The sequence below is a fragment of the Streptomyces sp. NBC_00483 genome, assembly GCF_036013745.1.
Lineage (GTDB): Bacteria > Actinomycetota > Actinomycetes > Streptomycetales > Streptomycetaceae > Streptomyces.
Genome location: NZ_CP107880.1, coordinates 1312282 through 1324665, shown reverse-complemented (window position 1 = coordinate 1324665; position 12384 = coordinate 1312282). Strand labels below are relative to the sequence as shown.

The 12384-nt window shown below is 69.1% G+C and carries 10 protein-coding genes; 4 read left to right on the top strand and 6 right to left on the bottom strand.

Annotated features, from left to right (window positions below):
* Positions 1 to 34: 34 nt before the first annotated feature.
* The 4 genes from OHA73_RS05605 to OHA73_RS05590 all read right to left on the bottom strand — a co-directional run bounded on the left by OHA73_RS05605 (position 35) and on the right by OHA73_RS05590 (position 4410).
* Positions 35 to 1126, bottom strand: a complete 1092-nt coding sequence (locus OHA73_RS05605; protein WP_267071867.1) for a LacI family DNA-binding transcriptional regulator — start codon at positions 1124 to 1126, stop codon at positions 35 to 37.
* A 49-nt stretch (positions 1127 to 1175) separates the two neighbouring features.
* Positions 1176 to 1967: a carbohydrate ABC transporter permease gene (locus tag OHA73_RS05600; RefSeq protein WP_323187340.1), complete on the bottom strand. Its 792-nt coding sequence runs from the start codon at positions 1965 to 1967 to the stop codon at positions 1176 to 1178.
* 150 nt (positions 1968 to 2117) lie between these two features.
* Positions 2118 to 3071 (bottom strand): carbohydrate ABC transporter permease, encoded by a 954-nt coding sequence (locus tag OHA73_RS05595; protein WP_267071869.1) that lies wholly within the window; start codon positions 3069 to 3071, stop codon positions 2118 to 2120.
* Positions 3072 to 3132: 61 nt separating this feature from the next.
* Entirely contained in the window at positions 3133 to 4410 is a 1278-nt protein-coding gene (locus tag OHA73_RS05590) for an ABC transporter substrate-binding protein (RefSeq protein WP_267071870.1), read from the bottom strand.
* 243 nt (positions 4411 to 4653) lie between these two features.
* Here OHA73_RS05590 and OHA73_RS05585 point away from each other — a divergent pair, with 243 nt between their 5' ends.
* The 3 genes from OHA73_RS05585 to OHA73_RS05575 are packed head-to-tail and all read left to right on the top strand — an operon-like array spanning position 4654 to position 9240.
* Positions 4654 to 6603 (top strand): cellulase family glycosylhydrolase, encoded by a 1950-nt coding sequence (locus OHA73_RS05585; RefSeq protein WP_267071871.1) that lies wholly within the window; start codon positions 4654 to 4656, stop codon positions 6601 to 6603.
* A gap of 49 nt (positions 6604 to 6652) precedes the next feature.
* Complete coding sequence (locus OHA73_RS05580; RefSeq protein ID WP_267071872.1) at positions 6653 to 8002, top strand: glycoside hydrolase family 28 protein; 1350 nt, start codon at positions 6653 to 6655, stop codon at positions 8000 to 8002.
* Entirely contained in the window at positions 7999 to 9240 is a 1242-nt protein-coding gene (locus OHA73_RS05575) for a glycoside hydrolase 5 family protein (protein ID WP_267071873.1), read from the top strand. The genes OHA73_RS05580 and OHA73_RS05575 overlap by 4 nt, the downstream gene beginning before the upstream one ends.
* 542 nt (positions 9241 to 9782) lie before the next feature.
* Here OHA73_RS05575 and OHA73_RS05570 read toward each other — a convergent pair.
* Complete coding sequence (locus tag OHA73_RS05570) at positions 9783 to 11006, bottom strand: NAD(P)/FAD-dependent oxidoreductase (RefSeq protein ID WP_267071874.1); 1224 nt, start codon at positions 11004 to 11006, stop codon at positions 9783 to 9785.
* 65 nt (positions 11007 to 11071) lie between these two features.
* On the bottom strand, positions 11072 to 11554 hold the full coding sequence (locus OHA73_RS05565; protein WP_267071875.1) for an RrF2 family transcriptional regulator: 483 nt from the start codon (positions 11552 to 11554) through the stop codon (positions 11072 to 11074).
* A gap of 297 nt (positions 11555 to 11851) precedes the next feature.
* Here OHA73_RS05565 and OHA73_RS05560 point away from each other — a divergent pair, with 297 nt between their 5' ends.
* Positions 11852 to 12376, top strand: a complete 525-nt coding sequence (locus OHA73_RS05560; protein ID WP_267071876.1) for a nuclear transport factor 2 family protein — start codon at positions 11852 to 11854, stop codon at positions 12374 to 12376.
* Positions 12377 to 12384: the final 8 nt, after the last annotated feature.

The following is a 12384-nucleotide window of genomic DNA, read 5'->3' as shown; positions in this document are numbered from 1 at the left end:
CCTCGTCCCAGTCCCGGCGACACCGGGCGCGGACTCATGCCCCACCCGGCAGCGGACCCGTCGACTCCCTGACGACGAGGTGCGGGGGCGGTACGTCGTCGGGGGGTGTCACCTGTTCGCCCAGCATGGTCAGCAACCGCAGCGCGGCGGCCCTGCCGATGAGTTGTACGTCCTGGCTGATCGTGGTGAGCCTCGGGTGCATCCAGACGCTGATGGGCAGGTCGTCGTACCCGATGACCGAAACGTCCTCGGGGACGCGCAGGCCCAGCCGGGCGAGTGTGCTGATGCCGGTCAGGGCCATGGCGTCGTTGGCGTACAGGACGGCGGTCGGTGGCTGGGGGGTCTGGAAGAGGTGGCTGGTCGCCCGGGCCGCCTCCGCGTTGCCGAACTCCCCGGCGAGCACCGTGTGCGGGCGCAGGCCGTGCCGGGCGAGGGCCTCCTCCAGGGCTCGGCGGCGCAGCACGTTGTGGACCCGGTCCTCCGGTCCCGCCACGGAGGCGATCGAGCGGTGGCCCAGGGCGACGAGGTGCTCCACGGCCGTGGTGATGGCATCCATCTGGCCCTCGACGTGCAGGCTTTCGACCGGGCCTGTCGCCGTGCTCCGGTCGTCCCACGACCTGCCGACCAGCAGGCCCGGCATGTGCAGCCGGTGCAGCAGGCCGGGACGGGTGTCGCCGATGCGGCTTTCGGTGAGGACGAACGCGTCCACCCGGCGTTCCCGGGCGAGCCGTTCGTAGAGCTGCTGTTCGTGGTCGGCATCGGTGCCGATGATGTGCAGTTGGAGTCCGTAGCCGAGCGGGCCGAGTTCCTGCTCCATGCCCGCGATCAGTTCGGAGAAGTAGGGGTCGGTCGACAGGAGGTCGGGGGCGCGGGAGATGACGAGGCCCACGGTGCGGGTGCGTTCGCCGCGCAGTGCGGTCGCGGACGCGCTCGGTGACCAGCCGAGTTTGCGTGCCGCCTCGACGATCCGCTCCCGGGTCGGCTCCGAGATGCCGGGGCGGTTGTTGAACACCTTGGAGACCGCGGATTTCGACACACCGGCGAGCGCTGCGACGTCGAGAATCGTGGGTTGTGCCGGGCGGGCGCGCGACTGCGCGGGTGCGGCGCTGTCCCGTTCGGGCGTCATGCTGGTGGCCTCCGGTCTGTCATTCCCTGCTGTCCGCCGTCCGGCACCGTCACATCTTGATCGCACCGCTGATCAGTGCCTCCTCCATCCGGCGCTGGAGCAGTACGTACACGATATAGACCGGGACGAGAGTGAGGGCCGTGCCCGCCATCAACACCCCGTATTCGGTGGCCTGGTTGCTCTGCAGGGTCGGCAGGGCGACCTGGATGGTCCGCTGGCTGGTGTCGGGGCCGATGATGACGAGCGAGTACAGGTACTCGTTCCAGAAGTTGAGGAAGTTCAGCAGCAGGATCGTCGCGATGCCCGGCATGCAGAGCGGAATGAAGATCCTGCGCAGCACCGTCAGGGTTCCGGCGCCGTCGACGCGGGCGCTCTCCTCCAGTTCCGCCGGGATGGTGCGCATGAACTGGGTGAGCACCACCACCGACAGCGGCATGGCTCCGGCGGGCAGCAGGAGCATCACGAACGTACGGGTGTGGAAGAGGCCGGTGAAGGCGGCCATGAGGAACGTCGGCACCAGCGCGGCGAAGGTGGGGACGAGGAACCCGAGCGAGAAGACACGTTCGAGCACCCGGGCGGCGCGACCCTGACCGCGGGCGAGCGCGAAGGACGCCGGCACGGCGAGCAGCAGGGTCAGCACGAGCGCGACCACGGTGACCAGAACGGAGTTCACCAGGGCGAGATCGAGCCGCGCGTAGCGCAGCGCGTCACCGAAGTAGTGCCACTCGGGGTGCGCCGGCGGCGCGAGCGGTGAGTCGAAGATCGAGGTGGTGGTCTTGAACGAGGAGATCAGCAGGTAGTACAGCGGCAGCACGAGCACCAGGGCGTAGAGCCAGACCATGGTGTGGCTCAGCCCGGCCAGCCAGCGGCCGAGACCGTGGGAGCGCCGGCCGCTCGGGCGCTTGGCGAGGGAGGGGGCGGCTGCCGGAGCGCTCGCGTCGGCGCCGGTCGTCTGGATGTTCGCGGTGGTCGGCATAGCTGCTCCGGGCGGTCAGTAGGTCTGCCGCAGCACGCGGCGGATGACGAGCATGCCGAGCAGCCCGATGGCGAACAGAAGCACGCCGGCTGCCTGGCTGTAACCGAGGTCGGACTGGACGAACGCCTTGTTGTAGACCAGGAAGGACAGGTTCGTCGTGGCGTTTCCGGGACCGCCCTGGGTCAGCAGCAGCACGTTCTGGGCGGAGGAGAAGAAGATCCACAGGAACTGGAGCATCGTGGTGACGCCGACGTAGTCCTTGGCGACCGGGTAGGCGATGCGCCACATGCGGCGCCAGTGCCCCGCGCCGTCGAGTTCGGCGGCCTCGTAGATCTCCCGCGGGATGCTGCCGAGCCGCGCGGCGAAGAGCACGGCGGTGAAACCGATGCCGCTCCACAGGTCCATGGCCATGATGCAGCCGAGCGCCGTGTGTTCGTCGGCGAGCCAGGAACGGGTGAGCGCGTGCAGGCCCGTGCTGTCGAGCACACCGTTGAGCAGGCCGTTGGGGGCGAGGACACCGTAGGCGAGCATCGCCTTGGCGGACGCCGAGATCAGGGCCGGGGTGAACAGCACGACCCGCAGGAGGCGGTGGCCGCGTGGTCGGAGGGTGAGGTAGTAGCCCACCATGAAGGACGCGACGATCAGCACGGGGAGCACGACGGCGAGCTGCACCGCGCTGTTGCGGGCCGCCGTCCAGAACAGCGGATCGTGCAGCACCGTCGTGTAGTTGGCCCAGCCCGCCCAGGAACGGTGGGCGAGCATGCCGGGCCAGCGCAGACCGCTGATGACGAACATCGCGATCAGCGGTCCTGCCAGGAAGAGGAGGTACCAGACCAGCGCGGGCACCGCGAGCAGGGTGACGGCGGAGCGGCGGGTCTCGGTGGCGGTTCGTCGCCGCCAGGTGGGATCGGGACGGGGCGGGGGCGGCGGGGCCGCCGGGGCGGAAGTCGTGAGGCTGCTGTGCGCCATTGAAGGGAGCCCTTTCCGCGTGGGTCGCGCCGGCCGTACGGGAACCGGTCGGGAGTCGGGATCAGCCGCGGTAGGCCGCGTCGAGGGCCGTCGCGATGGAGTGGGCGCCGCGGCCGGGGACGTAGGCCAGGCTGCTGGCACGGATCAATAGCTGGGAGACCGCGGGAGGCACGTACAGGTCGGGCATCACCGCGTACGCGATCCGGGACTCGGGCAGCCGGACGGACTCGGACACCAGCGGGAAGCGCGGGCTCTCCGTGGCGCCGCGCACCGCCATCACCTGGCCGGCGTCCCGCACGAAGGCGCGGCTGTTGGCGGGCCGGTAGAGGAAGGTGACGAAGCGCTTCACGAGATCGAGCTTCTTGAGCCCCCTCGGGCTGAGCCAGATTCCGGTGGCCGTGTAGCCGCGGAAGGCGGTGGGCTTGTCGTAGACACCGCCGGGCGGTGTAGGCCAGCCGCCCAGTTCGGTGACCGCGGCGATCTTCTCCGGGACGTTGATGAGGGTCGAGGAGATCGCGGAGATGGCCGGGGCCCGGCCGGTGTAGTAATCGGTGTTCATGGAGTCGGCGTTGAGTCCCTGGGCGCCCTGGAAGAAGACACCGGCGTCGCGCAGCCGCGTGAACAGTTCCAGGCCCCGCAGGGCGAGGGGGTCCGCCGCGTACCCGGCGTGGGCGAACAGGTGGGCCGCGCGCTCGGGCGGCAGGTACGCCTGCATGATCTGCATCAACAGCTTCTGGCCCGACCAGTCATTGCCGCCGATGCTGACGAGGCCCTTGCCGCCACCGGCCCGCACCTTGCGAGCCGCTGCCGTCAACTCGTCGGTAGTCGTGGGTACTTGACTGACCCCGTACCGCTTGAGCAGTTCCGTGTTGTACGCGACGGGCCAGGTGAAGCCGTTCCACGGGAAGCCGGCGACCCGGCCGCGCGCGTCGGTCCACTCCTTGAGCGCCTGCGGCAGGAACCGATCGCGCAGACCCCATGCGTCGAGGTAGCGGTTGACCGGCACGGTCGCCCCGAGGCCGGTCCAGGAGAGTGTCTTCTCGGCGAGGTTGACCATCACGACGTCGGCTTCCTTGTCCGCCAGCCGTGCGGTCTCGTAGACGTTGATGAGGTCGGTGCCGCCCGAGACCAGGTTCTTGATCCTGACGCCGGGATTGTTCCGCTCGAAGGCTCTCTGGAGGTGGTCGTAGACCTCCGCGTTCGCGGAGCCGGCGGTGAGCATGTTGTGCACCACGAGTGTCCTGGGGTTGTCGTCACCCGGGCTCAGCTCGCCGCAGCCCGCGAGAACGGGCGCGACCGTGGCCGAAAGCGAGCCTTTGAGGAGGGTTCTGCGCCGCACTCCGGAATCCTTCCGATAGCCGCGTCGCTCCATCTGGTGGAACGGTTTCGCGCAGCCTAAAGAGGCTGGTTCGGGGCGTCAATACCCGGTTAACGATGCGTTTCTGAAGCCACATCGGCGTTCCAACTCGGCTATGACGTCCCCTTGTTCGGGTTCTAGTGGAACGGTATACCTGTGGTTGCGCGAGACCGGAGACGGCCGCGTACCCATCGGCCCGCGCGGCCGGAAAGGAATGATCACGTCATGCGGCGCAACCTCATGCCGATCGACCCCACGGGTGAGCAGGCTCCCTGGCTGGGCGTCAACTTCTGGTCCAGGACGGGAGGGCCGCTGATGTGGCGCTCCTACGACCCCGCGGTCATCGAGCAGGAACTCGCGGTGCTGGCCGAGCACGGTCTCAACCTGACCCGGAGCTTCTTCTACTGGCCCGACCTGATGCCCACCCCCGACGCGCTGGACGAGACCATGCTCGACCGGTTCGAGGACTTCCTCGACCGGCACGTACAGGCGGACATGCGAACCATCCCGACCTTCGTGGTGGGGCACATGTCGGGCGAGAACTGGGACCCCGCCTGGCGACAAGGACGTGACCTGTACGGCGACGTGTGGATGGTGGCCCGACAGGCATGGATGGCGCGCGAGTTGGCCCGCCGCTTCGCCGCCCACCCGGCCGTCGCGGGCTGGCTCGTCTCCAACGAGATGCCCATCTACGGGGACCCGGTCGGCCGCGGCAACAACACCACCGACCACACCCATGTCTCCTCCTGGGCGCAGATCATCGTCGACTCTCTACGGGCCGGCGGCACCACCCAGCCCGTCTCCCTCGGCGACGGCGCGTGGGGCGTGGAGGTCACCGGCCGCGACAACGGATTCCGCATCCGGGAGATCGCCCCGATGGTCGACTTCATGGGCCCGCACGTCTACCGCATGGAGACCGACCAGGTCCGCCAGCACCTCAACGCCGCGTACATCTGCGAACTCCTGGACTTCACCGGAAAGCCGGTGATCCTGGAGGAGTTCGGCGTCACCACGGACTACGTCTCCGAGGAGAACGCCGGGCACTACTACCGGCAGGTCCTGCACAACACCCTGCTCGCGGGGGCCACCGGGTGGATCGGCTGGAACAACACCGACTACGACAACCTCGCCGACCAGGACCCCTACCGGCACCACCCCTTCGAGCTGCACTTCGGTGTCACCGACAACACCGGCCGCCCGAAGGCTCCGCTGCGTGAACTGCGCGACTTCGGCAAGGTGTTGGACCGCATCGACCTCGCCCACTGCCGGCGCCCCGACACCGAGGCCGCCATCGTCGTCTCCTCGTACCTGGAGGAGCAGTACCCCTTCACCGTGCCGGACGACGCGCAGCTGGTCTTCGAGACCGTACGACAGGGGTACGTGGCCGCCCGCGAGGCGGACCTGCCCGTCGGCCTCGCCCGGGAGAAGGACGGACTGCCCGACGACTGCGCGCTCTACCTCGCGCCGTCCGTCAAGCAGCTCACCGCACCCACCTGGAACCGCCTCGAAGAGCTGGCCGAGGGCGGAGCGACCTGCTACGTCTCCTTCTGCGCCGGCACCCATGACAACCAGCGCGGCCCCTGGTACGCGGGCGTCGACCGTCTCTTCGGCGTCCGCCACACCCTGCGCTACGGCCTCGTCCACCCCATCGAGGACGAAACCGTCACGCTCACCCTCACCCAGGACCTGGGCGGACTGCCGACCGGGACCCGTCTCGACTTCCGGGCGGCGGGCACCGTCAACTCCCGCTCGTTCCTGCCGGTCGAGGCCGACGGCGCCGAGGTCCTCGCCACGGACGAGCACGGCAGGCCGGCCCTGCTGCGCCGCCGCGTCGGAACCGGCTCGATCATCCTGTGCACGTACCCGATCGAGCACATGGCCGCGGCCTCCTCCTTCGTCAACCCGGAGGCCACACACCTGCTGTACGCCGCCCTCGCCCGCGACGCCGGCATCCGCCAGGACGTCACCGTCACCGACCCGCAGATCCTCGTCGGCGAACTGCGGCACGAGGACGGCCGCCGCTTCATCTGGTTCACCAGCCAGTACGACCGTGAAGTGACCGCGAAGCCGGAACTCGCCGAGGGCCTCGCCCTGCGCGACGAACAGGGCGCGCCCATCAGCGACGTGGACCTGCCACCGTTCGGCGTCCGCGTCCTGGAACTCACCACGGCCTGAGCCGCACCCCTCCGCCGCACCCCCTCCGCACCTCCCGAAGGGAACCCCCATGTACGACGTCAAGGAATACGGCGCTGTCGGCGACGGCACCACCGACGACACCGCCGCCGTCCAGGCCGCCATCGACGCCTGCGCCGACCACGGCGGCGGCCGAGTGCTGCTGCCCGGCGGACACACCTTCCGCACCGGCACCGTGACCCTGCGCTCGCACGTCGAGCTGCACCTCGAACACGGCGCCACCCTCGCGGGCAGCCCCGACTTCGCCGACTACACCGTGCGGTTCGGCGGCGTCGTCCTCAACGACGGCAGCACCCAGTGGGGCAAGGAGCCCACGGGCGTCCTGCTGAACGCCGAGGGCGCCGAGAACATCGCCGTCACCGGGGCCGGAACCATCGACGGCGCCGGCCGCCACTTCGTGCTGTCGGACAACGGCTACATCTACACGATGGACCAACAGCGCCCCTTCACCGTCTACTTCCGCGACTGCACCAACGTCACCTTCCGCGACGTGTCCATCGTCGACGGCGCCGTGTGGACCCTGCGCCTGTCGCTCTGCGACGACGTCGTGATCCACGGCATCCGCATCCACAACGACCTCAAGACGCCCAACAGCGACGCCATCGACCTCGACTGCTGCCGCCGCGTGCGCATCAGCGACTGCGACATCGTCGCGGGCGACGACGCCATCTGCCTCAAGGCGTGCCTGGAACACACCGGGACCGACCGCGAGAATGCGCCGGTGTGCGAGGACGTCACCGTCACCGGATGCACCATCACCACCACATCCAGCGCACTCATCGCGGGAGTTGAAGGCCAGAGCGCCATCCGCAACGTCGTCTTCTCCTCCTGCGTCATCCGCGGCAGCGCACGCGGACTCGCCGTGCGCCAGGCCGAGGGCGGCGACATCGAGAACATCCTCTTCAGCGACATCACCGTGGAGACCCGCTTCTTCCACGAAGGCTGGTGGGGCCGCGGCGAACCGATCGCGGTCATGGCGGTGCCGTGGACGGAGAACTGCGGCACCATCCGCAACGTCCGCTTCCGCAACATCCTTTGCCGCTCCGAGAACGGTGTCGTCGTCGTCGCCCAGGCCCCGGGCCGCGTCGAGGGCCTGGTCTTCGACGACGTACGGGTCGAGATCGACCGGTGGAGCCGGTGGCAGGGCGGCCACGCGGATCTCCGCCCGCGCCGCGCCGAGAACTTCCCCGCCATGCCCACGGACGGCTTCCACCTGGAGAACGCCCACGACGTACGGCTCCGTGACTGCGAGGTCGTCTGGCGCGCCCGCCCCGACGACGCCCGGCACGCGCTGTACGCAGAGAACTGCAAGGACCTGGAGAACCGGGACTTCCGCGGCGACGCGGCCCACCCCGGCGTGGAGGCGGTGCTCACCCGATGACGCGCCCCGCCCCGCCGACCCCCCGCTTCGGCGCCAACTACACGCCGTCCAAGGACTGGTTCTACGGCTGGTACCACCTCGACAAGGACGCGGCGTCGGCCGACTTCGAGCAGATCGCGGCCCTCGGCCTCGACCACGTCAGGCTCTTCTGCCTGTGGCCGCACATCCAGCCCAACCGCTCGTACGTCGACGAACACGTACTGGACGACCTCGCCGACCTCGTGGCACGGGCCCACGCCGCGGGCCTCGACACCAACGTCGATGTACTCCAAGGCCACATGTCCGGCATGGAGTTCATGCCCGCCTGGCTCTCCACCCGCCACCGCCGCAGCATCTACGCCGACCCCGACGTGGTGGCCGCCGAGGAGGAACTGCTCACGGCGGTCGCGGCACGCCTGCGCGCGGTCCCGGGATTCCTCGGCATCACACTCGGCAACGAGATGAACCTCCTGGTCGGCGAGTACCCCACCACCACGGACGAGGTCGGCGCCTGGCTGCCCCGACTGCTGGCGGCCTGCCGACGCGGAGCCCCCGGCGCGACACACCTGCACTCCACGTACGACGCCGCGTTCTACCTGCCCGACCACCCCTTCACCCCCGAACACGTCGGCGGCGAGGGCGACTTGGCCGCCGTACACTCCTGGGTGTTCAACGGCACCGTGCAGCGCTACGGCTCCGGCAGCGTGCAGGTCGAACGGCACGCCGAGTACCTGATCCAGCTCGCCACAGCCCACCTCGACGACCCTGCCCGCCCGGTGTGGCTCCAGGAGGTCGGCGCGCCACGACCGCTGATCGCCGACGCCGACGTGGAGTCGTTCGTGCACGCCACGGTGCGCAACGCATTGGACTGTCCGGGCCTGTGGGGCGTCACGTGGTGGTCCTCGCACGCGGTCGACCGCCGCTTCACCGACTTCAACGACCTGGAGCACGAACTGGGCCTGTACGGCGCCGACGGCAACCCCACGCCGACCGGCCGTGCCTTCGCCGACGCGGTGGCCGAGGCTCGTGCGAAGCCGTCTCTCCCGGCGCCGCGCACGCTCGCGGTACGGCTCCCGGACAACGCTCCCGGGGCAGACCCCCGAGGTGAATACGGCCCCGGCGGACGGGTCTTCGACACCTGGATGCGGCTCGCTGCCGCAGGCGCACGGCCCGCGCTGGTCCGTGGCGCGGACGTGGCGAGCGGGGCGGCGGCACGGTGGGGTATCGGCGAGGTGGTGGAGGTGGATCCGGCGACGTAGGGCGAATGGCGGCAGCACGGGCCCACCCGCCCAACCATCGTGCTGAGAAAATCAGTTACGGATGATTTCTCAACAGGTAGCCAGTGCGCGGCTGTTGAGCCGCTGAAGGCGCGGCCGTTTGGTTCGCCGGCACCGCACAAACACATCAAGCCGCCCATCTCTTCGCCTCGGAGCACGTCCAGACCCTAACCACATGCTTCCGACGCTGGGGGCGACCCGCTACCCGATGGGCTGTGGGCGGGCAAGTTTCTCAAGACGGTGACGTACCAAAGCTTCGCAGCGCCGAGAGCGGGCGGCGCGATGCTGGGTGAGGACTGCGGCTGCCTCTCCTGCCTCGAGCGCTGAGAGGTGCACGCCGGCTCTGGTGGCCTCCGCGCCACGCGTCGGGGCGACATGGTCTGTCCTCACATCAGTGACCAACTGGCCCTTCCACTGCGCCCGTTCGGTCGTGCTTCCTGGCAGTGTTGTCGGCGCGTTCACCCCGGACCTCGCGATGAGCCTGTTCTAGTCGTTGCTCACCGTGAGGTCCGCTTGAGCGTGGGCTACGCGGTCGTCTCCGAGGTGGGCCAGGTCTGGCGGTGGTCCGCCGCCTCGAGGATGAGGTGGGCGTCGTCGACCGGGGGGTAGATCCACTCGCTGTTGATCTGCTCCTTCAGCCGCTTCGCTTCCTGGCCTGTCGCCTGGACCTGACGGTCCCACCCGGAGGTGACGACGGCGCCCGCGGGGCCGAGATCGAGGCAGGTGACATAGGGATCGGGCGCGAAGGGCACCAGATCCATGCCCAGGAGGTCGGCCGCGACATTGCGTCCCGCGAACTTCCCCAGTGGCACCGCATGCTGACAGCTCTGCGTCACGGCATGTCCCACTTCGGCCTCGGCTGCCGCGGTGTCACCGGCCGCGAAGACCTCGGGAGCTCCCTTGACCCGCAGGTGGGAGTCGACGATCAGTCGGCCGAGACGGTCGCGTTCGCCGGAGACAAGGGCGGCGAGAGGGCTTGCGGTCATGCCCGCGGTCCAGATCGTGGTGGCGGTCGGCAGCACCTCGCCGCTGGACAGGGTCACCGAGCGTTCTCCGACAGAGTCCACGGTGGCCTCCAGCCGGTACTCGACACCCAGGTCGCGCAGGGACTGCGTGATGTGCGGGCGCGGCCCCGGACCGAGCTCGGGTCCGATCTCCGCCGCTCGCTCCACGAGAATCACCTTCACCTCGTCACGATCGTCGGCAGGGGCGAGTTCCCGCAGGCGGCCCGCGAGTTCGGTGGCGATCTCCAGACCGGTGAAGCCCGCGCCCACCACCACGGCTGTGAACCGACCCTCGAACGAGGGCGCGTCGGGCAAGCGCCGCAGGTGATGGTCGAGCTTGGCCGCGGAGGTCATCGTGTCGATGTCGAAGAGCCACTGCGCGCCGGGCAGTGCCGGGCGGACGACCTGGCTGCCGGCGGCAAGCACGAGACGGTCGTAGGTCAGGTCGAGCGGCTGCGTGTCACGGCCGACGGCTGTGACACGGCGGGCCTCAGTGTCGATGCCGGTGACAGTGGCGGCGATCCGCTCGATCCCCACCGGGCCCAGCACGCGGTCCAGGGACACACGCATGGCCTGCGGATCGGCCTCGTACAGGCGCGGGCGGATCACCAGGTCGTCGGTGTTGCCGACCAGGGTCACCTTCAGCTCCGCAGGGTCGACACCCTGCTCCCGGGCGGTACGTACCGCGCCCACGGCGCTCCACACACCTGCGAAACCGCCGCCAATAACCAGGATATTTTTCATCCAGATTCACCTTCTGAAAAGAGCGGGCGCGACGTCTGGCGCGCCCGGAGTGGAAGTGTCTGCATTCAGTTGAGCCCGAAGGCTCCGCGGACCATTGGCCCCATGTTCGGGGCGTGAGCGTCGGCCTCCGCCTGCACGTCGGCGAGGGTCTGCTCGGCGAGCGCGTCACGCCAGGCTCGTTCGGCACGCCCCATCGAGGTCTTCACCGCACAGTCCGTGGCGAAGTCGCCGGGGGTTCGGGCCCCGACGGTGCCGCACTGGCGGATCTCCGCACAGCGGAAGAGCGTGGAGTCGCCCTCAATGGCGTCGAACACCTCCAGCAAGGTGATCGACTCTGCCGGGCGCGCCAGGACGAAACCACCACGCGCGCCCGGCAGTGACTCCAGGAGCCCGGCCCTGACCAGCTGTTGCAGCTGCTTGTTGAGGTAGGCGCGCGGCAGGTCGTGCCCGGCGGCGAGGGTAGCCACCGAGACGGGGGTGTCCTCGCCCAGCCAGGAGAGGTTCAGCAAGGTGTGCACCGCCCACTCGACGCCTCGACTCATTCGCATACCTGGATACTAACTGTCCAGGTTGAAGCGGGGCAACTCGGCCTGGAACGGGCGGCGTGTGCGGATCGGTGCGGACGGTCGGGAAAACACCCGGGTATTTAAGGTCGCACCTCTTGACGGTGGCGGTCGCCACCTTCGAAGATCCAGACGTACAAAAGACCCGGGTGTTTACGGCATCTTCCGCACGGCAAGGCGTCGTTGCTGTCGGCTTTGCAGGATCGATCGCCGGGCTCCGGTAGACCTGCGGAACCGCTACCCGCCCGTCCGGGCCACCCGAGCAGGAAGAGGAGCACACGCATGAGCAACGACGACAAGGCCGCCATCATCGAGGCCCTGAACATGTACGCCTTCGCGCTCGACACGCGTCAGTGGGACCTGTTCGACCGTGTCTTCACCGAGGACGTGGAGGCCGTCTTCGGCCCGGCCGGAGCCGCCTGGGTCGGTCTCGAGGAGTTCAAGACGTCCTTCGCCGGGTTCCACGACAGCCTGGACAGTCACGTCCACACGATGATGGGCCAGCTGGTCAACGTCGACGGGGACAGGGCGAACGCCTTCAGCTACGGCAACTGGATCCTGGTGCGCGAGGCGGCCGAGGGCGGGCCGACCTGGACGGGGACCGGCTACTACGACGACGAGCTCGTCCGCACCGCCGACGGCTGGCGCATCAAGCGGCGCGTCTGCCGACTGCTGTCGTGGACCGGCAACCCCTCGGTGCCCGAGCCGCAGCGCGAGCACCAGCCGGACATGAACTCCCAAGGGCTGCACCAGTTCGCGAAGAAGGGCGACCTCGCGTTCCTCAAGGCGATCACCGCGAAGAAGTAGAAGAGGCA